Genomic DNA, 21,351 nt, shown 5'->3' on the forward strand with positions numbered 1-21,351 from the left:
TGATGGACGAGGTGACCCGCGGTGCGCGGGCCCTTGTCCTGTGCCCGGACATCCGCAGCCTGCGATACGATCTCGATGCGCGAGAGCGGCTTGAGGAAGCTCAAGGCCTCGCGCTCGCAATCGGCGTGGTGATCGGGCATTCCCAAATACTCCCGGTCAGGCAGATGCAGCCCAACACCCTGTTCGGATCCGGGCAGGTCCAGAACATCGCCACTTGGTGCGAACAATACGAATGCGAGTTGGTGATAGTGGACGGCGCGCTCTCGCCGATCCAGCAGCGCAACCTCGAAGAAAAGCTAAAGCGTAAAGTCATTGATCGCACCGGACTGATCCTTGAAATCTTCGGGGAGAGGGCGGCTACGGCAGAAGGTCGGTTGCAGGTCGAGCTGGCACATCTGGATTATCAGCAGAGCCGTCTTGTCCGCAGCTGGACCCACCTCGAGCGGCAACGCGGCGGTTTTGGATTCCTCGGCGGACCGGGCGAGACCCAGATCGAAGCCGATAGGCGCATGATCCGTCAGCGCATGGGCAGGCTGAGGCGCGAGCTCGAACAAGTCCGCAAGACACGTACTCTTCACCGGGAGCGGCGGGGAAGGGCGCCCTGGCCGGTAATGGCTCTGGTCGGCTACACGAATGCCGGGAAATCGACGCTCTTCAATCGGCTGACGGGCGCCGATGTGATGGCCGAGGATCTGCTCTTCGCGACGCTGGACCCCACAATGCGGGCGATCAGCCTGCCCGGTGTCGAAAAAGCGATCCTTTCAGATACGGTGGGTTTCATCTCCGATCTTCCCACGCAGCTGGTCGCCGCTTTCCGCGCCACTCTCGAAGAGGTCACGGGAGCCGACATAATCTGTCACGTCCGCGACATGGCTAACCCGGCAAATGCGGCGCAAAAGAAGCAGGTCATGGAGGTCCTCGCCGACCTCGACGTTGTCGATGCGGACACTGGCGAGAGCGATATTCCAATCCTTGAGATCTGGAACAAGGTCGATTTGCTCGGCACTGACGTGCGCGATGAGCTCAGCGAACTGGCCGAAGCGCAAAACGCCGTCCTCATTTCTGCCGCGAGCGGGGATGGTCTGGATGCGTTCAATGCCAAGATCGCTGAAATGCTGACATCTCAGGCTAAGGAAATGACTGTGACGCTCCCTGTAAGCGACGGTCGGCGCATCGCTTGGCTGCATGCGCATGGCGACGTAGTGGAGGACGCCGATGCAGGCGAGGGGGATAGCGGCCCGCTTCGGAGATTGACTGTCCGCCTAAATCCGAAGGAATTGGGTCAATACGCCGCTATAAGCGACTGATTAGCAGGTGCTTTCATCTTTCTTGACCGCCTGCCACAGCTCTTCCTGCTGATCGAGGCTTAGGTCCGAGAAGCGGCCTCTGGCCCTGTCTTCCATTTCGCGAAAACGGCGCTCGAACTTGGAATTGGCGGCGCGCAAGGCATCCTCGGCGCTGACCCCGTGGGCGCGGACATAGTTGACCGCAGCGAAAAGCAGATCGCCTGCTTCTTCCAATTTGTCGGATTCCGCGGTGGCCGACTTAAGTTCCTCGATTTCCTCGGTAATTTTCGATTCCGGTCCGGCCGGATCAGGCCAATCGAAGCCGGTCCTCGCAGCGCGTTTCTGGATCTTCTGTGCTCGCATCAGGGCCGGCAGTGCGAGCGCAACACCATCGAGCGCGCTGGTCGCGCCTTTGGCGGTGCGTTCGGTCTCCTTGAGGTTCTCCCAGCGCGTTTCGCCCATTTGGCCGTCTTCATTGCCGAATATATGGGGATGACGGCTTTCCATCTTCTCGCTGATCGACCGTGCGACGTCCTCAAAGGTGAAAAGACCGGCTTCTTCTGCCATCCGGGCGTGGAAGACGACCTGGAGCAACAAATCGCCGAGTTCGTCCCGAAGCTCGGCCATGTCATCTCGCTCGATCGCGTCGGCGACTTCATAAGCCTCTTCAATGGTGTACGGCGCGATGCTCGCAAAATCCTGCGCGAGATCCCACTCGCAACCGCGCTCGGGATCGCGCAGCCGCGCCATGATTGACTGCAACCGCCGCATCTCGCTGTTTTTCGCGCTGTCGGGGGAGCCCTCTCGCATGCCTCACCTTTGGAATGATAATATATATTATGTTAAATAGAGGATAGGTAGAGGGCTACATAAAGAAGCTCACCACAAGGAAGCCTCCCGCAAAAATCGCCACCCAGATCAGCGCCATTTGCACAATCTTGCTGAAGCCGAGCTTGTACGACGCGAGCGCGCTTCCAGCTAGGAACAGCCAGCCGAGCAATGCCACGATCGAGATTACGCCCATTTCGGTCATGCAATCACCTCCAAACCATCATAGCCGACAATGACACCATCCGGCACCTCGTTCACGAGCGTTCTGTAATCCATGCTTTTATCGAGATGGCTGAGCACCAGTGACTTCGCTCCGCATCGTTCGGACAGCTCGATTGCCATCGCGAGATGCGCATGTGTCGGATGCGGATCCCGCCGCAGGCAATCACTCACGAGCACGTCGACACCGTCATAGAGGTCCACCATTTCGTCGGAAATAGCACTGAAGTCAGTCGCATAAGCAATTGACTTCCCATCGGATTCAAAGCGGTATCCGGTGGTTTCACCTGGTCCGTGCTCCATTTGACACCATTCAACACCAAAGCCCGCGACAATGCGCAGCCGGTCAAGCGTATCGAGATTGATGATTGTGGGATAACCGTCCTGACCGGCAAACACATAACCAAACCGATTGCGCAGACGCCTCACAGTCTCGGTCGAAGCGTATCCCGGTATCGGACCGCCTCGACCATATCGCATCACCCGAAGATCATCGATGCCGTGACAGTGGTCTGCATGGTCGTGAGTCCAGAAAACCGCATCGATGGACGGGATACGGTTCGCCAGCAATTGCGCGCGGCAATCGCTGGACGTGTCGATCAAGAGACGCGCGCCCGCATCGCTTTCGACGATAATGGAAACGCGCGTGCGCCGGTTGCGCGGCTCTTCGGGGTCGCAATCACCCCAGTCGCCTGTTCCATCCGGCCCGCCGACACGCGGCACACCTGTCGATGTGCCCGAGCCCAGCATTATGACTTTCACAGCGCCGCCTTGTTGAACAGCCTGGCGAAATTCTCGGTTGTCTGCTCCGCAAGCGCCTCGGGATGTTCGCCGCGCAGCTGTGCGACGAACTTGGCTGTGTCAGCGACGTAAGCAGGCTCGCACGGGCGGCCACGGTGCGGCACCGGCGCGAGAAACGGGCTGTCGGTTTCGACCAGCAGCCGACCCCCAGGGACGAGTTTGGCGGCTTCCTGCAAATCCTTGGCGTTCTTGAAGGTAACGATGCCGGAAAGCGAGATAGTCAATCCAAGGTCGAGCACCTTCCGGCCGAACTCCGCCGAAGCGGTAAAGCAGTGGATCAACGCCGGAAACGCGCCCTTCTCCATCTCCTCGCTCAGAATTTCGAACGTGTCGTCCTCTGCATCGCGCGTGTGAATGATCACCGGCAGCCCCGTTTCACGCGCTACGTCGATGTGCATCCGGAACAGTTTTGCTTGGGTATCGCGGTCCGAATGCTCGTAATAGTAATCGAGCCCCGTTTCGCCGATACCGATAACCTTGGGATTTTCAGTCGCTGCGAACAATGTCGCGCGGCCCAAATCCTCATGCTTGTCCGCTTCGTGCGGGTGTATGCCCACGCTTGCGAAAACATCCGCCTCGCGCTCGGCCGTGGCGACGACCTGCGCCCATTCGGTCTGCTTCGTCGAGATGTTGAGAAACGCCCCCACCCCGGCTTCGCGCGCGCGCGACAGGACGCCCTGTTGATCTTCGACAAGTCCCTTATATTCGAGGTGGCAATGGCTATCGACGAGCATCATTCAGCCTCGGCCTCTTCGGGTAACTCCAGACGTGGGAATATCGGTGTCGGTTTGCTTACTGTGAAGCCGGTTTCGACCAAACGGTTATACCAGTCAGGGTCCGGAATTGCGTCGATCCTGCGCTCGTTTTCGGGAATTCCGAGCTGATCCAAAAGGCTCGCAGCCTTTTCGGGTACGACGGGCTGAATTGCGATCGTAAGGTCGCGAAGTGTAGCGAAGAGCGTGAGTAGCACGATCTGCATACGTTCCGGATCGGTCTTGCGAAGTGCCCAGGGTGCCTGCTCGTCAACATACTGATTGCAGGCATAGACCGCTTTGATCCATGCTTCGATCCCGGTTGAAAATGCCAGCTTCTCGAACTGCTCAGGCAGTTCCTCAGCGCAGGCAGAGCGCACCGTTCCGAGCAATTTCCAATCATCATCACTCGGCTCGAATATCGCGAGCTTGCCGTCCATATTCTTCGCGATCATCGACAGCGTGCGCTGCGCCAGATTGCCGAAGGAGTTTGCCAACTCGGCATTTGCGCGCGTCACGATCGCTTCGGGCGAGTAGCTGCCGTCCTGACCGAAGGCGACTTCGCGCATCAGGAAATAGCGCAAGGCATCGACGCCGAATGTCCCGGCGAGCTCCGATGGATCGGTGACATTGCCGAGCGATTTGGATTCTTTTTGCCCACGGTTCAGCAGGAATCCGTGGCCGAACACTTTCTTCGGCAGCGGCAAGTCCGCGCTCATCAGGAATGCAGGCCAGTAGATCGTGTGAAAACGGACGATATCCTTGCCGATGATATGCAGGTCTGCGGGCCAGAAGTCGCGCATCTCCTGCGTATCGTTGGGGAAGCCCAATCCGGTCAGGTAATTTGTCAGCGCGTCGACCCAGACATACATGACGTGGTCGTCACTGCCGGGGACCTTCACGCCCCAATCGAAGCTCGTGCGGCTTACCGAAAGATCGCGCAGGCCCTGCTCGACAAACGCAATCATCTCGTTGCGGCGGCTCGCCGGTTCGAGGAAACCCGGTGAGCGCAGGAGCTCTAGCAGCCGGTCCTGATATTTGGACAAGCGGAAGAACCAGCTTTCCTCAACCGTCCATTCGACCGGCGTGCCTTGCGGGGAAAGCTTTGTGCCCCCCTCCCCTTCGGTCAGCTCGCTCTCGTCATAATAGGCTTCATCACGAACCGAATACCATCCCTCGTACCGGTCGAGGTAAAGATCGCCAGTTGCCTCCATGCGGCTCCATATGGCCTGGCTGGCGCGGTGATGATCGTCTTCGACGGTGCGTATGAAGCGGTCGTAGGAGACGTTAAGTTCATCGCACATCTCACGGAAATATCCGGACATTTCATCCGCGAGATCGCGCGCAGTCCGGCCTTGTTCTTCGGCTTTGCGGGCCATTTTGAGGCCATGCTCGTCCGTGCCGGTCTGGAAGCGGACTTTGCGCCCCATCAGCCGCTGGAAACGTGCGATGACGTCAGCCGATATCGCCTCATAGGCATGGCCGATGTGCGGCCGTCCGTTGGGATAGCTAATTGCGGTCGTGATATAGAACGGTGTGGGGTCTCGATCAGCCATTGGCGTGCTCGCTAGCCGCGCTGGCGGAGCTAAGCAAGGTTCCGATCTCCATCGCGAGCAGCCCGGTATCGAAGTTGTATGTCGGTGCCTGTCCGGCGAGCGTTACCAGCTCGCCATGCGTGTCGATCAGTGCGCGGGCCTGCGCAGAGCCTATTGCCCGGCGCGCATGATCGGCGACGATGGCCTGAGCCAGCTCCAGGGCGGCCTGAATCCGGTCGCGGTCGGCCCGCGGACCGATCGCTCTTGCAAGTTCGCCGCGTGCTGCAAATCCCGGATCCCCCTCCCCCAAAAGCCGCTCGATCAGGTCTGCGAGCGCTCCCATGTCCTGGTCCATGAAACGCGTTGCGGCCCCGAATGACCCTTCCGCAGCGCGGATCGCGGCATCGCGCGCGCCGCCATCTGCCGCGCCGCTCTCATCGAGCATCCGGCGAAGTTCCTCGTCGGAAAGCGTGGGAAACCGCAACAGGCGGCATCGTGATCGGATGGTGGGCAGCAACCGGGAGGGCCGATGCGTCACCAGCAGGAAAAACGTACCCTGCGGTGGTTCTTCAAGGCTTTTGAGAAGGGCGTTCGACGCGCTTGGTTCCATGTCGTCAGCGGGATCGATGATGATTGCCCGCCGGGAGCCGAGCGTGGGCCGGGTCGTCAGCCGCTTCTGCATCGCGCGGATTTGCGCGACCGAGATGTTGCGTTTGGTCTGGTAGGGTTTGCCCTCATCCCGCTTCTTCTCCTCCTTTTCGTCCTTTGGAAGGTGGGTCAGGATAAGGATATCTGGGTGATCGCCTTCGGGTTGGTGCACGCCGTTTTCGGCGACCAGTTCGCGCGCTGCGGCGACGGCGAAGTCGCGCTTTCCCAGACCGCTTTTGCCGGCAAGTATCCAGCCATGGTGCATCCGGTCGCTGGCCATCGCGCGGCGCCATTCGTGCCAAGCGGCGTGATGATTGAGCCAATTGGTCACGACGCCTTGCCTGCGACCAAGGGTTCGAGCGCTTCGAGCACTTTGCGATGCACCGTATCTTCGTCGGCGCTGCCATCGATCACCGCGAAACCGGTCGGATCGGCTTCGGCAAGAGCAACGAAGCGCTTGGCCACCTGGCGATGATACTCCGCGCTGCGCCCGCCAATCGCATCGGCTTCTGTCCCGTCGCGGATCGCCAAGCGTTCGGCCACTTTGTCCGGATCAGCCTGCAGCAGGATGGTCAGATCGGGCCGCAATCCGTCGCTGCCGAAATCATGCAGGGCGACAATGGCTTGATCACCAAGTCCCCCCGCACCGCCCTGATAGGCACGGCTCGAATCGACGAACCTATCGCACACCACCCAGTTGCCTGCTTCAACCGCAGGTAGGATACGTCGCTCAACGTGGTCGGCTCTTGCGGCGGCGAACAGAAGTGCTTCGGCCTTCGCGCCCCACCCTGCATCGCCCTCGCCTGGCGGGTGGAGCAACAATTTGCGGATCGCCTCGGCACCTGGAGTACCACCGGGTTCGCGCGTGACATCGACCGTGAAGCCCCGCGATCGAAGCGCGTCGGCGAGCAGCTTGGCCTGCGTAGACTTGCCGGCGCCCTCCCCTCCTTCAAAAGCGATGAAACGCCCGCGTTTCTTTGTCTCGCTCATGCGAACCACCCGGCGATGCCGTTGAGAATGCGCGCGAAGAGCCCGGCCCCTTCGACGTCGTACCGCGCGCGCAGGGGGATCCGAGCGGTGTCCATTCCGGCCATCTCGATTTCAAGGATGGCTACTCGATCGCCGGCATTGATGGGCGCGCGCAAGGGGCCATCGTAGACGATACGGATTTGGGGATTGGCGGTCTGGCCTGTCGGCACGTTCAGGAAGACTTCCCTGCCGGCAATGACTTCCAGACGCCGGGTCGAGCCTCCCTGTACCTGGACGCGGCCGATGACGTTATCGGCTCCGAACAAAAGCGTCTGATCGAATGCTGCAAAGCCCCACTCGGCATATTGCCGGGCGGCACGCGCACGAAGCGAGCCACGCGGAGATCCCGCCACCACAAGAACGAGCCGTTGTGGCCCGCGCTGTACGGTCCCCAGAAAGCCATATCCGGATTCGTTGGTGTAGCCCGTCTTGATCCCATCTGCCCCGCGCACCCGGCCAAGCAGGGGATCGTGATTACGCTGGGTGATGCCGTTGTATGTGAATTCCGGGCGACCGACATAGCGCGCGAACTTTTCCGGATGGCGGCGGATCATCGCCTCGGCCAGCTTCGCCAGATCGGCAGCCGTGGTGAAGGTTCGTCCTTCATCCGGCCAACCGTTGGGCGTGGCGAAATTGCTGTCCGTCATACCGATCTCGCGAGCCTTCGCATTCATCTCAGCGGTCCAGCCTTCGACAGTGCCGGAATAGGCCTCCGCCAAGGCGATTGAGCCATCGTTTGCCGACACGTTGGCTATACCAAAGATGAGATCGCCCACTGTCACTCGCGCATCTGCGGGGAGGAACATGGTCGATCCCTTCATGCTCCATTCGCGCCAGCTTTCGGGGTTGACAGTAACCACCTGCCGCGGATCGAGCCGCCCTTCCTCGATCAACTCGAACGCGAGAAAGATCGTCATCGTCTTCGTTATCGACGCCGGAATGAACCGGCGCGCCGCGCCGCGCGAATGCAGGGTCTGGCCGGAACTTATGTCGACCAGCAGCGCAATAGGCGCGTCTTCCGCTGAAGGAAGGCTCGCAGACGCGTTTGCCTGAGCCTGCACTATATCTCCGCGCGCAAACACGGAAATGGCTATAACAAAAGCCAGGATCGATCTGGAAAGAGACGAATTCACGCGCGGCATATAACGCGAGCGCCCAGGCTTTGCGAGGATCGCCGTGCGCTTAGTTCACGATTTCGTCCGCGAGCAATCCGACACTCATCGCGTAATAGTTCGAGCAATTGTATTCGAGGATCACGCGGTAATTTCCGGTGAGAAGCCATGCCCGTGTACCGGGACCGTCGGGCTGGAATAGCGAGACGAGCGTATCATCGGGCAAGGGGCGCTGCGGCTGCACGCCGAGATCGCGCCATTCGCGCACAGTTTTCCATTGGCTGTGCCGCTCGTGAACACGCGGGCACACCTGCGCCTTCAGTTCGGTCTTGTAGGCATCCACGTTGAAACCGCTCGGTACGTAGGCGCGGACACCCCATGGCTGACTAGTGCGCCAGCCAGCGTCGCGGAAATAATTGGCGATCGAGGCGAAGGTGTCCGCGCGATTGGTGAAAATGTTCGCGCGCCCGTCCCCGTCTCCATCCGATGCCAGGCGGAGATATACCGATGGGAGGAATTGCGGATTGCCAAAGGCACCGGCATAGCTACCCACAAGCTGATCGCGCGAATATCCTCGATCCGCGACCTTCATCAGAGCGATGAATTCGCCGGAGAACAGCTCCCTGCGGCGCCCCTCCCACGCCAAGGTCGCAAGGCTGCGCGCCAGATCGAAATTGCCTCGGATCCGGCCATAACTCGTCTCGTGCCCGAAAATGGCGACGATAATTTCCGCCGGGACGCCGTACCTATCTTCGGCTGCACGCAGCTGCCTGCGGTTTTCTCGAAAAACAGTCCTGCCGCCCGCAATCCGGGTCGAATTGACGTGCGTCGAGATATACGGCGCGAGTGCCGGATATCCGCGCCGCGTGGGGCGTCCCGGTTGTCCCTGATCAAGGCGAATAACGCGTTCATTGGGTGTGAGCCCTGCCGTCATGCGCTGGATCGTCGCTTCGCTAACCCCCTCCGATCTGGCGCGCGCCTTCAATTGCTCGACATAGGCGTCGAAGGAAATGCCATCGACCGCCGTACTCTGGGCAAGGCCAGTGGACGCAGGAGCGGAGAGCGAAAGAAGCGCGGCAACGGCGAGAAGGGAGCGAATAATCATCCCCCTCATTTCTCACACTTTTCATGAATCCCCAACAACGGATCCGGCTATTATCCGGTCATTTCGGCACGATTGTCGTCACCAAACAGTCGGAGCGATTCATCGAAAGGCGTGACAAGCGCTCAACATGCCATTAGCGCGCATTGCCGAGCGGACAGGTGGCAGAGCGGTTGAATGCACCGGTCTTGAAAACCGGCAAGGGTGCAAACCCTTCGTGGGTTCGAATCCCACCCTGTCCGCCACTCTTCCAGCCAATTGGCACGGTCGCGAACTCGAATCGGCGGGGCCATCAGCGTCACCAGGCCTTCAAATCGCAAATATCGATAACGGGATATTTGAAGTAAGTTTGGGATGGCTGCGCGGGTTTACCTTTCGCTAACCAGTCATAATCGCAGCACTGCAAGCCTCGGAAAGATTCCTCATGCTGATCCCTTCAAGCGGCTCGCGGCGAATTTCTTACTATTTTAACGATATCGATGAACTCCGTTTGAGAGGTCCCTCCGCTAAAAATGCCCCGTCATCGGCGTAGGCATCGCGCCCGAGAGCATCGGATCGGAGCTATGAAGCTATTCTCATGGGGGACACTCGCAGCGGCGTTTGCGCTGGCTTGCAGCGCGCATGCTGTTGGTGCGATGCCAGCGCTTGATTTGACGAGTGCACAAGCCTCCCAAGCCAATGCTTCAGGGGGTCTGCAAACAGAGGAAAGAAGTCCGTCGCCTCGAGCGGCGCAGCCAGCTGCGTCGCCTTCAAACGATGCGGCCACGGCAGCAAGGCTCACTGTCGCGCGGAATCAGAACTATTTGCTCTCTTTTATGATCGCGCTGGCGATTTTCGCTTGCTCAATCACGCTCATTGTCTTGCGAACGGTGACAAATAACCGCGCAGCGATAAAGGCTGCCAACGAGCAGCTTCTCTATATCACACGGCACGACAGCCTCACCGGATTGTTCGCACGCGACCACTTCCGCGCCCTGCTCGATCAGGAAGCAACAGAGTGCGCGAGTAAAGGCCAGACCGCGGCCTTCATGCTCATCGATCTGGATCGCTTCAAACAAGTAAACGATGTTTACGGTCACGCGGTTGGCGATGGATTGCTTTGCGAGACCGCCAAACGTTTCCGCAAGGCGGGCGGTGAGGACGCAATCATCGGGCGTCTGGGTGGAGACGAATTCGGTCTTTTTCTGCCGCACCCTGAATCGATGGAGAAAGCAGAGCAGGTCGCCGCAGAAATCATCGCAGAAGTAGGCAGCGGATTCCGCATAGAAGGGAAAGATGTGTCGATCGGCGCATCAATCGGACTGACCGCAATCGACCGCGAGGCTTCGTCGACCAGTGTACTGATGACCAATGCGGACCTCGCATTGTACGAAGCAAAGAACCGGGGCCGCGGCACTTATGCGGCATACCGCAGGGAAATGCGCGGGCGTCTGGAAGAGCGGGCATTGCTCGAACGGGATCTACAGTTTGCGCTTGGACGCGGTGAGATCACGGTGTCTTACCAGCCTATGTTTGATGCCTCCAGCTCCCGGGTGCTGTGTTACGAGGCATTGATGCGCTGGACCCACCCGATTAGGGGATCGGTGTCGCCTGCGGACTTCATCCCGATCGCCGAGGAGAATCTACTGATCGATGAGCTCGGAGGATGGCTTCTGTACACCTCCTGCGCAGAGGCCGTGAAATGGCCTGCGCATGTGAAGTTGGCCGTCAATGTGTCGAGGCTCCAGCTGATCAACAACGGCTTTTTTGCGACTGTGGTCGAAGCTCTTTCCTTGAGCGGGCTGTCACCGGACCGACTTGTCCTGGAACTTACGGAATCCGCTGTACTCGAAATGGACGATGACCTTCAGGATCTGGTCAAAAGGCTCAACGCTATCGGAGTTTCGTTCGCCCTCGACGATTTCGGCAGCGGCTATTCGTCTCTCAACTACATCGAGAAGATGCGCTTCTCCATGATCAAGATCGACCCGAAATTCGCGCAGTCCTCCGCCGAAGGATCTGCCAATAGCCAGGCGGTCGTCAGCGCCGTGGTTTCGATGGCAAAGTCGCTCGATATGGTTGTTGCTGCCGAAGGGATCGAAGCGGGCGAACAAGCGGACGCGATGCGCGAACTGGGCTGCACCTGCTTGCAGGGATATCATTTTGCGAAGCCATCGGCATTTGTCAGCCCGGATCGCGCAGCCTCGCCAAATCGGCGTCAGGTCGCCTGATAGCCTCTCGCGCCATCATTCCTCATCTGGCTTGGGCATGTGTTCCAGGTGGTCCACGTCATGCTCCTCGCCATGGGGATCGCCCCACATCACCAGCGAGGGCGCAAAGTGCTTTCCCCTCGGGAACATCTTGCCCTTCAGGTGAGCGATAAGGTCATCCTTGCTCAGAAAGGGGTTGTCAGCGGCGTCCTTGCGATCTGTCATCGATAGCTCAGTAATGCAGTGCGCGGCCGTAGGCGTCGAGCACGCTTTCGTGCATCATTTCCGAAAGCGTCGGATGCGGGAACACGGTTTGCATGAGCTCGGCCTCGGTCGTTTCCAGTGTCTTCCCGACCGTGTAGCCCTGGATCAGCTCGGTCACTTCCGCGCCAACCATGTGTGCGCCTAACAGCTCACCGGTCTTCGCATCGAACACTGTTTTGATGAAGCCCTCCGCTTCGCCCAGCGCAATCGCCTTGCCGTTGCCGATGAAGGGGAAGTTGCCGACCTTCACATCATAGCCCGCTTCCTTCGCCTTCGCCTCGGTCATGCCGACGCTCGCGACCTGCGGATGGCAGTAGGTGCAACCGGGGATCGCATCGCGATTCAGCGGATGCGGGTGCACGTCTGTGTTGCCGAGTTCCTTCGCGATTGCCTCGGCACATGTCACGCCTTCATGGCTCGCCTTGTGCGCCAGCCACGGGCCGGGCGTGCAATCGCCAATTGCCCAGAGACCTTTCGACTTGGTGCGTCCGTAATCATCGATCTGGATGAAACCGCGGTCCATTTCGGCGAGCTTCTCAAGCCCCACATCTTCGGTGTTCGGGACAATGCCGATAGCGACGATGACGTGGCTGAACTCGGTGGTTTCGGTCTTGCCCGCCTTGTCCTTGATCTTGGCTGTCACGCCCTTGCCGCCGACCTTCAGGTCTTCGACCCCGGCGCCGGTCATGATCGTCATGCCCTGCTTTTTGAGGTTCTTCTCCAAGAAGGTCGACACGTCCGCATCTTCGACCGGCACGATCCGATCGAGCATCTCCACCACGGTCACGTCGACGCCCATGTCGTTGTAGAAGCTTGCGAATTCGATACCGATTGCGCCCGATCCGATCACCAGCAGTTTGCTCGGCATTTCGGGCGGCACCATGGCATGGCGATAGGTCCAAACGCGCTTGCCGTCAGCGGGCGCGAACGGGAGGTCGCGCGCACGGGCGCCGGTGGCGACGATCACGTGCTTGGCGGAGAGCTTCTCCTCTCCCTTCTCACCCTTTACCGTCAGCGAAGTCGGCCCGGTCAGCGTGCCCTCCCCCATGTGAACGGCGATCTTGTTCTTCTTCATCAGGTGCCCGACGCCGTGATTGAGCTGTTTAGCAACACCGCGGCTGCGCTTTACGATGGCATCCAGATCAGCCTCGATTTCGCCCGCCACCTTCAGGCCATAACTCGCCGCATGGTCCATGAAGTGCTTGATCTCGGCCGAGCGCAGCATCGCCTTGGTCGGGATGCAGCCCCAGTTGAGGCAGATGCCGCCCAGGTTCTCGCGCTCCACGATGGCGGTCTTCAGCCCGAGCTGCGCGCAGCGGATCGCCGCGACGTACCCACCGGGGCCAGAGCCTAGAAGGACGACGTCGTACGATGTGTCAGCCATTGATCAATTCCTTGGGGAGGGGGTTTCGATAGAGTGGTCTGCGCGGAGACATGGACCGCATGTTACACGGTCCTGGGCGTGAAAAGCACGCTGATTTTACGGGATTTTTTCGCACGAAGGTCGGGAAGGGGTACGCAGCCTCAAACATGCGCGTTTCATGGCACGATGCGCGGCCTGTAGGACAGCGATTAATCATTCTCGGATCGCACCGATCTGGGCCGGTCATCCTCATCAAGCAGCACGAATTTGAATGTCCCGCGTGACACTGTTGTCGTCCCCTCGCCGTTGCGTTCTCGCCCCACCCCTTCGGCTATGATAGTCAGCGAGGTGTTTCCGGTCGCGGTAACATCGCAGTAGACCGACAGCTCATCGCCGACATCCATTGCGCCCGGAAAGGTGAAATCGGTGGCATGGACGACCACCGCCTTGCCCTTGCCAACGCGGCTTGCAAGCGAACCTGCTCCCAGAGCCATCTGCGCCATCAACCAACCGCCGAACACCCCGCCATAGGGATTGAGATCGGTCGGCATAGCGGTCGCACGGATCATGGGGTCACGTTGATCCAAGTGATCAGCTCGCGATCAGCTCGATGAAGTTTTCGTTCACCCAGCCCGACTTGCATGGCCCTTCATAGGCGCGCACACTCGGCACTGGCGATCCGGTTCCGCAACGTTCTTCGCCCTGCCCCTGGTTCTCTCCCTCGCCCGCTGGCGCGTAAACGATGCCGATCCAGTTGCCGACCTGTTGGCACATCGACACACCGCGTCCCGCAGCGAGCCGGTCGACTTCGTCCGCACTGCCCGATGGAGCGGAGCGCACGGGCAATTCGCGGTCGCTGCTCGCGTTGAGGTTGGTAACGCGGCCATAGCCCGCGCAGGCATCGAAACGCGGCCCGTCGAAACCGATCTGAACAGGGCGCGGCGGAGTCCCGGCGTCAATCGTCCGGGCCGTGGGCGCGGTCGTATCGCGCTCATCACCCTGAGCGCAGGCGGTCACTGTCAGCGCCGCCGCGATAATCCCGAACCAGAGCCGACTTCGGTCTTTCGTCAAACCACCAATCCCATCGGGTTTTCGCACAGCTGTTTGATCGCCTCCATCAATTGCGCACCGTCCGCACCATCGATAGCGCGGTGATCGAAGCTGCCGCTGGCCGTCATCACTGTTGCAGCCTGCAGCGCTCCATCAACGATATAGGGACGCGGCTCGCCCGCTCCAACCGCCAGGATCATGCCCTGAGGAGGATTGATGACGGCATCGAATTGCTTGATCCCGAACATGCCGAGATTCGAAAGCGAAGCGGTTCCGCCCTGGTATTCGTGGGGCTGAAGCTTGCCGTCGCGCGCTTTCCCGGCGAGTTCCTTCATCTCTTTCGAGATCTGCGCCAAGCCTTTGGTATCGGCCTCGGTAATGACCGGCGTGATCAGGCCTGTCGGCGCCGCCACCGCGACCGAGATGTCGGCGCGCGAATATTTGTGCATCGTGTCGCCTTGGTAGCTGACATTGCACTGCGGCACGCGCATCAATGCCCGGGCCAGCGCCTTGATGATCAGATCGTTGACCGAAAGCTTCAAGCCGTCCGCCTCGAGGCTGGCATTGAGCTCCGTGCGCAGCGCAAGCAGTGGATCGAGGTTGATGTCCATGGCGAGATAATAATGCGGGACGGTCTGCTTGCTTTCGGTGAGACGCCGCGCGATCACCTTGCGCACATTGGTGAGCTTTTCCTCTTCGTAAGGTGCGCCGAATTCGGTTTCTGCGGGCGTTTTCGCTGGAGCTGCAGGCTTTGCCATTTCCTGAGTTGGAGTAGGCGCGCTCGCCGGATCGAAACTTTCGACATCGGCTTTGACGATGCGGCCATTGGGACCTGTGCCCTTCACTGCCGACAGATCGATGCCTTTCTGCTCGGCGATGCGCTTTGCAAGCGGGGAGGCGATGATGCGCTCTCCCGAAGAAGCCGAGGGTGCAGGTGCAGGGCTGGGCTCAGGCGCCGCGCCGGTAACGGACGATGCCTCTCCCCCGCCCATCGCACCTTCGACGTCGCCCTTGGTAATCTTGCCATTCGGCCCGGTCCCCTCGATCTGCGTCAGATCGACCCCGTTCGCCTCGGCCAGCTTGCGCGCTGTCGGTGTTGCGGGCGGACCATCTTTCGCCGCAGGAGCGGGTGCCGGTGCCGGTGATGGAGATGGCGCGGGCGTTTCGTCTTGCGAAGGGGCGCTCACATCGCCCGCATCCTCGCCCTCTTCGGCGAGCATCGCGATGACGGCGCCGACGGCGACGTTTTCCGTACCTTCCTCAATCACGATTGCGGCAAGTGTGCCTTCATCGACCGCTTCGAATTCCATCGTTGCCTTGTCGGTCTCGATTTCCGCCATGATGTCGCCGGAATTTACCGTGTCTCCAACCTTTACGAGCCATTTCGCAAGTGTCCCTTCCTCCATCGTGGGCGACAATGCGGGCATCTTGATTTCTATGGCCATGGACTCGTCGATCTCCGTTGGGGCGTTTGCCTGTAGTCTGTGACGAATCCACAGGCTCGCGGCAAGACCTTGCATACGAAACCATTTGAAAGGATAGCTCGCACAGGCAGGCTTCGGGAGGGCAGCGATGCGCACGTTTCTGGTGGTGACCGACGACAGCGAAGAAGCGCGCTCGGCGCTGCGTTATGCCGCGCGGCGCGCCGTTGCAGTCGACGGTGCGGTGCACATCCTCGCAATCGTGCGCCAGCAGAATGTGAGCGCGTTCGGCGCCGTGCAGGCGACGATCGAGCAGGAGGCCCGTGACCGCGCCGAAATGCTGGCTCACGGCGTCGCCGGAAATCTGCTCGCCGAAAGCGGGTTGATGCCGACGATTTCGGTAAAGATCGGCAACGGCCAGAAAATTGTTACCGAATTTCTCGACGGACATCGGGAAGTCGCCGCGCTGGTTCTGGGCGCGGCCAGGGGCAGCAGCCCCGGCCCGCTCGTCCAGCACTTCTCAGCCCATGCAGGCGACCTGCCCTGCCCGCTCTATGTCATCCCGGCGGATTACGACGAGACCAAGAGCGACCATACGAACTAGGTGAGCGTGCCGCGGGACGGGTAATCGTTGTTCATCACGTAATCGAGGCCCTGCAGAAGCTGATCGAGGGGCGGGCGCGTGAACGGTGCGTTCTGGACGCTGGCAAAATAGAGCTCGCCATCGGGTCGGATCACGAAGAGGCCTGGCTCGGAAAACACTTCCGGTTCGTCGCTACCTTCGCGTTTTTGCGAGATGTAAAGACCCCATTCGCGCGCGGTATCCTCGCTCATGTCGTATGCGAGCGGCACGTCACCGGTGTCCCATTCCTTGTCGACGACCATCGCACGTTCTTTGGCGTCCATGGATACGGCAACGACGTTCAGGCCGCGCTTGGTAAACTCGCCAAGCTTTCCGGCGAGCTCTTCCAGATAGCCTTTGCAGATCGGGCAGTGCTTGCCGCGATAGAAGACCGCGACCGTGAAGTTTTCAGGCGATTGCTTGGCAAGGTCGTACTGCGCGCCTATTGTCAGCGGCAGGTCGAGGGTGGGCACTTTCTGTCCGGGTTTGAGCATTGTCTTCTCCTTCACGGGATCAATGAGTGCTGCGCCCGCGCGTTCCGTTATTTCTTGCGCCGCCCCTGATGCCGGATATTGCCGGGGCGCCCGCGTTTGCCCGTCTGGTACTTGCCCTTCTTCGGCCCTCCCGCGCCTCGCCGCCTCGGTTCGGGTCTGCGCCCGCGCGCCTCGATCGCATTGCCATCGGCATCGACCGGCACGAATTTGAGCGCGCCTGTAAGCGCGTTGGATTCGGCCAGTTTGAGCTTGAGCCGGTCGCCCGCGGAATAGGTCGTGCCCGACCTCTCGCCGATCAGCGATTGGGATGCCTCATCATGGCGGAAGTACTCATCGCCCAGCACGGAGATCGGGACCAGGCCGTCGCCGCCGACGCCGACAATGGTCGCGAAGAAGCCGAAGCCCTGCACCCCGGTAATGCGCGTGTCGAATGTCTCCCCCACCCGGCCCGAAAGCCATGCGGCGACGTAGCGGTCGATCGTGTCGCGTTCTGCTTCCATCGCGCGTCGCTCGCTCGTGCTGATGGCGTCGGAAACCTCCTGCAGGCTCGCGCGGTCCTTGTCAGATAGGCCGGTGCCTTCCGGCAGACCGTTGCCTGGCTTGGGCTGTTCGAGCTTGTAGGCATCGACCAGCGCGCGGTGGACGAGCAGGTCGGCATAGCGCCGGATCGGCGATGTGAAGTGAGCATACGAACCGAGCGCGAGCCCGAAATGCCCGGCATTGGCAGGGCCGTAATAGGCCTGCGTCTGGCTGCGCAGCACCGCCTCCATCACCTGCGCCTTTTCGGATTCGTCGGTGACATCCTTCAGCATCCGGTTGAACAACCCTGGAGTGACGACCTGGCCGAGCGCCAGTTTCTTGCCCATCGTCGCCATGTATTCGCGCAAAGCGAGCAGCTTCTCGCGGCTTGGCGTTTCGTGGACGCGGTAGACGACAGGCGAGTTCTTCGCCTCAAGCGCCTTTGCCGCAGCGACGTTCGCGGCGATCATGAAATCCTCGACCACGCGGTGAGCGTCGAGCCGTTCGCGTACGGCGATCTCCTCGATCTGTCCCTCATCGTTCAGCATCACCCGCCGCTCGGGCAAGTCCAGCTCCAGCGGATCTCGCTTGGCCCGCGCATCGGCAAGCAGTTTCCATGCCGCCCACAGATTGGCGAGGTATTCGGGCGGATCGCCGTTATCGACCGCCGCCTGCGCGTCTTCATACGGAATGTTGTGATGGATGCGAACGATCGCGCGTGTGAAGCGGAAACCGGTGACGTGGCCGCTTGCATCGATCTTGATGTGACAGGCCATCGCCGCGCGGTCTTCATCCTCGCGCAGCGAACACACATCGGCGGACAGGATTTCGGGGAGCATCGGCACCACCCGGTCGGGGAAGTAGACCGAATTGCCGCGTTTTCTCGCTTCCCTGTCGAGCGCCGATCCGGGCCGGACATAATAGGAGACATCGGCGATGGCGATCAGCGCGTCGAACCCACCCTGCTGGTCCGGCTCGGCCCAGATCGCATCGTCATGATCGCGCGCATCGGCGGGATCGATCGCGACGATGGGCAAATGCCGCAGGTCTTCGCGTTTATCCTCCGAAAGCGGCAATTCGGCAGCACGCCGCGCCTCTTCGTGGACCGTATCGGGAAAGACATGCGGGATCCCGTGCTTGGCAATCGCGATCATGCTGAAGCTTTTGGGGGCGAGCGGATCGCCGATGACCTCGACCACCTTCACGCCCGATCGCTCATTGCGGCCGGTGCGCTCGGCTAGCACAAGCAGCCCCTCATCGGCTTCGCCCAGATCACTGATCGGAGAGGAATTGCGGATGCGTTTGTCGACCGGTGCCAGCCATGCCTTACCGCCGCCGTCGATCTCGACCACGCCCAGCAAACCTTCGGTTCTGGCGGGCAGTTTTTTCATGGGATGCGCGATCCAACCGCTATCGCGCTCTTCGGTGCGCGCCAGCACCCGGTCGCCGCGCTTCAGCGCCGGGGCACGTTTCCCGCCCTTCCCCTTCATTTCCTTGAGCGTGATGCGCGGCGGGCTTCCCGGAGCGTCGGGCGCCCAGTTGTCCGCCTCGGCAATCGGTTCGCCATCCTCGATCGCGACCACGCGCAGCACGGTGACCTTGGGAACACCGCCCATGCGGTGATAGGCGGTTTTCTTGCCGTCGATCAGGCCTTCCTCGGCCATGTCCTTCAGCAGTTTCTTGAGCCCGATCTTTTCCTGGCCCTTGAGGCCGAACGCCTTGGCGATCTCGCGTTTGCCTGCGGGCTTGTCAGAGGACTGGATAAATTCAAGGACTTGCGCCTTGCTGGGCATACCCTGCGGGCGCTGATTGTGTCGTTTGGCCATGGCACGGCCTATGGACGAGTGCCCCTCGCCTGTCACCTTCGATCGCTCTGCGCCTGCCCTGTATCAGCGTATCCGCCGACCAGCGTCAGTATGCGCGCGCGACAAGGATCCTTTCGACCGCCGGTTCGCCGGTGAAGATGCAGGCACCGTCCGCCGCGTCGCTTCCGCGCGGCACGTTGCGGATGGTGAGCTTTTCAGCCTTCAATCGCTCAACCACCTTCTCAAGCGCCTCGCTGGTGGGTTTGGACCACTGCACCTCGACCCAGCCCGGATACTTGCCGTTCGACTTGTAGAATTGCACGACCTCATCCCACTCGGTCACGCCGCGTGTGATGTTCGCATCGCGGCGTTCGCTCGCTTCGCTGAACAGGCTACCCTGAATGTCTTCGAGCAGCGCGCCGATCCCCGATACGAATTCATCGCGAAGGACGAACTCAGTCGCGAGTTTGCCGGTCTCGGCATTCCACAGCGTGTCGCGGCGGATCGCTGCAACCTTGCCGTTTTCCATATCGCGCGGACCGACTTCGAGGATGACCGGCGCGCCTCTGCGCACCCAGTCCCACCGTTTCGCAGACGCCTTGCCCGGTGTCTTGTCGAGCAGCACGCGGACAGGCTCGCCAAGCGCGCTGTGCGCCACCAGACCAGCGCGCAATTCCTCGCAATAGGCGAGCAAAGCCTCGTCTTCCGGCTTGTCGCGCAGGATCGGAAGGATGATGACCTGATGCGGTGCAACGCGCGGCGGCACGCGCAGGCCATCATCGTCGCCGTGGGTCATCACGAGACCGCCGACAAGCCGCGTGGATGTGCCCCAGCTGGTGGTGTGGCAATATTGCTGTGTGCCCTCGCGGTCCTGATACTGGATGCTCGCGGCCTTCGCGAAATTTGTGCCGAGATAGTGCGAGGTGCCCGCCTGAAGCGCCTTGCCATCCTGCATCATCGCCTCGATCGACCAGGTTTCATCGGCGCCGGGGAAGCGCTCGTTTTCCGGCTTCTCGCCGGCGATGACCGGCAGCGCGAGATCCTCTTCCACGCAGGCCCGGTACATTTCGAGCGCGCGGTGCGTTTCTTCGAGCGCATCCTCCCGCGTCGCATGTGCGGTGTGCCCTTCCTGCCAAAGGAACTCACTCGTGCGCAGGAACATGCGTGTGCGCATTTCCCACCGCACGACATTGCCCCACTGGTTGAGCAATAGCGGCAGATCGCGCCAGGATTGCACCCAGCGGCTCATCGCATCGCCAATGATCGTTTCGGAGGTCGGCCGCACGACCAGCGGTTCCTCCAGCTTTGCCTCGGGATCGGGGATCAGACCTCCCTTTCCATCGGCGATCAGGCGGTGATGGGTGACAACGGCCATTTCCTTGGCGAAGCCTTCGACATGCGCCGCCTCACGTTCGAAATTGGCGAGCGGGATGAAGATCGGGAAATAGGTGTTCTGGACGCCGGCCTGCTTGATCCGATCATCCATCAGGCGCTGCACGCGCTCCCAGATGCCGTATCCCCATGGCTTGATAACCATGCAGCCGCGCACACCGGATTCTTCGGCGAGATCGGCGGCGCTGATGACTTCCTGATACCATTTGGCGAAATCGTCTTCGCGCTTCACGGTAAGGGCGTGACGGATGTTGGACACGGGCGGTGATATTCCTGCTGTAATGGATTGGCGCTTGAGCGCTGTTGTACGCGGGCTAACCGCTATTTGCTGAGTTCGTCGAGCTTCTTTTGCATCGCCGCCATCTGCTCGCGCATGGCCGAGATCTCGTCCTGCGTCGAAGCGGACTGGGCCGCCGCCTGGCTCTCGGCGGAGCGTTTCGCCGCTGCGGCTTTCTTCTGACCCGGAATGAAGGTCTCCGCGGCCGCGCGGACCATCGCCATATTGGTTTCATGGATCGCTGCGAGCGGTCCTGCGGACATGCCCTTTTCGAAAGCCTCGCGGATTTTCGACTGGTTCTCGCGGAAGTTGGTCATGCTCGCTTCGAGATAGGACGGCATCAGCGACTGCATCGAATTGCCGTACATGCCGATAAGCTGGCGCAGAAAACTCACCGGGAGCATCTGCTCTCCGCTCGCCTCTTCATCCATGATGATCTGCGTGAGGATCTGATGCGTGATGTCATCCCCGCTCTTCGCATCGACCACCTGAAAATCGACGTTCTCTCGCACCATCTTGGCGAGGTCATCGAGCGTGATGTAGCTCGATGAGCTCGTGTTGTAGAGCCGCCGGTTGGCGTATTTCTTGATGGTAATGCTTTCGCCCGCAGCGGCGCTTGATTTCTTGGCCATAACGATCC

The 21,351-nt window shown here is 60.6% G+C and carries 21 protein-coding genes and 1 tRNA gene; 4 read left to right on the top strand and 18 right to left on the bottom strand.

Features of this window, described 5'->3' with window-relative positions; translation table 11 throughout:
* Positions 1-2: 2 nt before the first annotated feature.
* Positions 3-1,307, top strand: coding sequence for a GTPase HflX (hflX, locus tag IB285_RS05780; protein WP_190787280.1), 1,305 nt, complete (start codon positions 3-5; stop codon positions 1,305-1,307).
* Here hflX and mazG read toward each other — a convergent pair whose 3' ends face one another.
* The 9 genes from mazG to IB285_RS05825 all read right to left on the bottom strand — a co-directional run bounded on the left by mazG (position 1,308) and on the right by IB285_RS05825 (position 9,318).
* The gene (gene mazG, locus IB285_RS05785; RefSeq protein WP_190787281.1) at positions 1,308-2,096 is read right to left on the bottom strand and encodes a nucleoside triphosphate pyrophosphohydrolase; all 789 of its coding nucleotides are present in this window, start codon (positions 2,094-2,096) and stop codon (positions 1,308-1,310) included.
* Positions 2,097-2,151: 55 nt separating this feature from the next.
* On the bottom strand, positions 2,152-2,319 hold the full coding sequence (locus IB285_RS05790) for a hypothetical protein (RefSeq protein ID WP_190787282.1): 168 nt from the start codon (positions 2,317-2,319) through the stop codon (positions 2,152-2,154).
* A complete protein-coding gene (locus tag IB285_RS05795; RefSeq protein ID WP_190787283.1) occupies positions 2,316-3,098 on the bottom strand; it encodes an MBL fold metallo-hydrolase in 783 nt (260 codons plus the stop codon). Before IB285_RS05795 ends, IB285_RS05790 begins: the two co-directional genes overlap by 4 nt.
* On the bottom strand, positions 3,095-3,871 hold the full coding sequence (locus IB285_RS05800) for a TatD family hydrolase (RefSeq protein WP_190789011.1): 777 nt from the start codon (positions 3,869-3,871) through the stop codon (positions 3,095-3,097). The genes IB285_RS05795 and IB285_RS05800 overlap by 4 nt, the downstream gene beginning before the upstream one ends.
* Complete coding sequence (gene metG, locus IB285_RS05805; protein WP_190787284.1) at positions 3,871-5,445, bottom strand: methionine--tRNA ligase; 1,575 nt, start codon at positions 5,443-5,445, stop codon at positions 3,871-3,873. The genes IB285_RS05800 and metG overlap by 1 nt, the downstream gene beginning before the upstream one ends.
* On the bottom strand, positions 5,438-6,403 hold the full coding sequence (locus tag IB285_RS05810) for a DNA polymerase III subunit delta' (protein WP_190787285.1): 966 nt from the start codon (positions 6,401-6,403) through the stop codon (positions 5,438-5,440). Before IB285_RS05810 ends, metG begins: the two co-directional genes overlap by 8 nt.
* Positions 6,400-7,062 carry a dTMP kinase gene (gene tmk / locus IB285_RS05815; RefSeq protein ID WP_190787286.1) on the bottom strand — a complete coding sequence of 221 codons (663 nt, stop codon included), beginning with the start codon at positions 7,060-7,062 and terminating at the stop codon, positions 6,400-6,402. Before tmk ends, IB285_RS05810 begins: the two co-directional genes overlap by 4 nt.
* Positions 7,059-8,183, bottom strand: a complete 1,125-nt coding sequence (locus tag IB285_RS05820; RefSeq protein ID WP_328705856.1) for a D-alanyl-D-alanine carboxypeptidase family protein — start codon at positions 8,181-8,183, stop codon at positions 7,059-7,061. Before IB285_RS05820 ends, tmk begins: the two co-directional genes overlap by 4 nt.
* Before the next feature lie 100 nt (positions 8,184-8,283).
* Positions 8,284-9,318 (bottom strand): lytic murein transglycosylase, encoded by a 1,035-nt coding sequence (locus tag IB285_RS05825; protein ID WP_190787288.1) that lies wholly within the window; start codon positions 9,316-9,318, stop codon positions 8,284-8,286.
* A 152-nt stretch (positions 9,319-9,470) separates the two neighbouring features.
* Here IB285_RS05825 and IB285_RS05830 point away from each other — a divergent pair.
* Positions 9,471-9,560, top strand: a tRNA-Ser gene (locus IB285_RS05830).
* A 624-nt stretch (positions 9,561-10,184) separates the two neighbouring features.
* Positions 10,185-11,525 carry a putative bifunctional diguanylate cyclase/phosphodiesterase gene (locus IB285_RS05835; RefSeq protein WP_190787289.1) on the top strand — a complete coding sequence of 447 codons (1,341 nt, stop codon included), beginning with the start codon at positions 10,185-10,187 and terminating at the stop codon, positions 11,523-11,525.
* A 15-nt stretch (positions 11,526-11,540) separates the two neighbouring features.
* Here IB285_RS05835 and IB285_RS05840 read toward each other — a convergent pair whose 3' ends face one another.
* The 5 genes from IB285_RS05840 to IB285_RS05860 all read right to left on the bottom strand — a co-directional run bounded on the left by IB285_RS05840 (position 11,541) and on the right by IB285_RS05860 (position 15,626).
* On the bottom strand, positions 11,541-11,729 hold the full coding sequence (locus IB285_RS05840; RefSeq protein WP_190787290.1) for a hypothetical protein: 189 nt from the start codon (positions 11,727-11,729) through the stop codon (positions 11,541-11,543).
* 7 nt (positions 11,730-11,736) lie between these two features.
* The gene (gene lpdA / locus IB285_RS05845) at positions 11,737-13,152 is read right to left on the bottom strand and encodes a dihydrolipoyl dehydrogenase (protein WP_190787291.1); all 1,416 of its coding nucleotides are present in this window, start codon (positions 13,150-13,152) and stop codon (positions 11,737-11,739) included.
* Positions 13,153-13,340: 188 nt separating this feature from the next.
* Positions 13,341-13,700, bottom strand: coding sequence for an acyl-CoA thioesterase (locus IB285_RS05850; RefSeq protein WP_234033078.1), 360 nt, complete (start codon positions 13,698-13,700; stop codon positions 13,341-13,343).
* Between the two features lie 22 nt (positions 13,701-13,722).
* A complete protein-coding gene (locus tag IB285_RS05855; RefSeq protein WP_190787292.1) occupies positions 13,723-14,202 on the bottom strand; it encodes a hypothetical protein in 480 nt (159 codons plus the stop codon).
* Complete coding sequence (locus IB285_RS05860; RefSeq protein ID WP_190787293.1) at positions 14,199-15,626, bottom strand: 2-oxo acid dehydrogenase subunit E2; 1,428 nt, start codon at positions 15,624-15,626, stop codon at positions 14,199-14,201. Before IB285_RS05860 ends, IB285_RS05855 begins: the two co-directional genes overlap by 4 nt.
* A gap of 127 nt (positions 15,627-15,753) precedes the next feature.
* On the opposite strand from IB285_RS05860, the gene IB285_RS05865 reads away from it, so the two are divergent.
* Positions 15,754-16,206, top strand: a complete 453-nt coding sequence (locus IB285_RS05865) for a universal stress protein (RefSeq protein ID WP_190787294.1) — start codon at positions 15,754-15,756, stop codon at positions 16,204-16,206.
* Here the strand turns inward: IB285_RS05865 and IB285_RS05870 are convergent.
* From IB285_RS05870 to phaR, 4 genes are all read right to left on the bottom strand, one after another.
* Positions 16,203-16,718, bottom strand: a complete 516-nt coding sequence (locus tag IB285_RS05870) for a peroxiredoxin-like family protein (protein WP_190787295.1) — start codon at positions 16,716-16,718, stop codon at positions 16,203-16,205. The two genes, IB285_RS05865 and IB285_RS05870, sit on opposite strands and share 4 nt — an antisense overlap.
* A gap of 47 nt (positions 16,719-16,765) precedes the next feature.
* Complete coding sequence (gene rnr, locus IB285_RS05875; protein ID WP_190787296.1) at positions 16,766-19,063, bottom strand: ribonuclease R; 2,298 nt, start codon at positions 19,061-19,063, stop codon at positions 16,766-16,768.
* Positions 19,064-19,148: 85 nt separating this feature from the next.
* Entirely contained in the window at positions 19,149-20,693 is a 1,545-nt protein-coding gene (gene proS, locus IB285_RS05880) for a proline--tRNA ligase (protein ID WP_190787297.1), read from the bottom strand.
* A gap of 62 nt (positions 20,694-20,755) precedes the next feature.
* A complete protein-coding gene (gene phaR, locus IB285_RS05885; protein ID WP_190787298.1) occupies positions 20,756-21,343 on the bottom strand; it encodes a polyhydroxyalkanoate synthesis repressor PhaR in 588 nt (195 codons plus the stop codon).
* Positions 21,344-21,351 lie beyond the last annotated feature (8 nt).

Origin of the sequence: Erythrobacter rubeus, assembly GCF_014705715.1 — a bacterium.
Lineage (GTDB): Bacteria > Pseudomonadota > Alphaproteobacteria > Sphingomonadales > Sphingomonadaceae > Erythrobacter > Erythrobacter rubeus.

Bases quoted from the DNA above. Each gene is read 5' to 3' on its own strand.
- hflX (WP_190787280.1), top strand. From the start codon at position 3: ATGGACGAGGTGACCCGCGGTGCGCGGGCCCTTGTCCTGTGCCCGGAC.
- mazG (WP_190787281.1), bottom strand. From the start codon at position 2,096: ATGCGAGAGGGCTCCCCCGACAGCGCGAAAAACAGCGAGATGCGGCGG.
- IB285_RS05790 (WP_190787282.1), bottom strand. From the start codon at position 2,319: ATGACCGAAATGGGCGTAATCTCGATCGTGGCATTGCTCGGCTGGCTG.
- IB285_RS05800 (WP_190789011.1), bottom strand. From the start codon at position 3,871: ATGCTCGTCGATAGCCATTGCCACCTCGAATATAAGGGACTTGTCGAA.
- metG (WP_190787284.1), bottom strand. From the start codon at position 5,445: ATGGCTGATCGAGACCCCACACCGTTCTATATCACGACCGCAATTAGC.
- tmk (WP_190787286.1), bottom strand. From the start codon at position 7,062: ATGAGCGAGACAAAGAAACGCGGGCGTTTCATCGCTTTTGAAGGAGGG.
- IB285_RS05825 (WP_190787288.1), bottom strand. From the start codon at position 9,318: ATGATTATTCGCTCCCTTCTCGCCGTTGCCGCGCTTCTTTCGCTCTCC.
- IB285_RS05840 (WP_190787290.1), bottom strand. From the start codon at position 11,729: ATGACAGATCGCAAGGACGCCGCTGACAACCCCTTTCTGAGCAAGGAT.
- lpdA (WP_190787291.1), bottom strand. From the start codon at position 13,152: ATGGCTGACACATCGTACGACGTCGTCCTTCTAGGCTCTGGCCCCGGT.
- IB285_RS05850 (WP_234033078.1), bottom strand. From the start codon at position 13,700: ATGATCCGTGCGACCGCTATGCCGACCGATCTCAATCCCTATGGCGGG.
- IB285_RS05860 (WP_190787293.1), bottom strand. From the start codon at position 15,626: ATGGCCATAGAAATCAAGATGCCCGCATTGTCGCCCACGATGGAGGAA.
- IB285_RS05865 (WP_190787294.1), top strand. From the start codon at position 15,754: ATGCGCACGTTTCTGGTGGTGACCGACGACAGCGAAGAAGCGCGCTCG.
- IB285_RS05870 (WP_190787295.1), bottom strand. From the start codon at position 16,718: ATGCTCAAACCCGGACAGAAAGTGCCCACCCTCGACCTGCCGCTGACA.
- rnr (WP_190787296.1), bottom strand. From the start codon at position 19,063: ATGGCCAAACGACACAATCAGCGCCCGCAGGGTATGCCCAGCAAGGCG.
- phaR (WP_190787298.1), bottom strand. From the start codon at position 21,343: ATGGCCAAGAAATCAAGCGCCGCTGCGGGCGAAAGCATTACCATCAAG.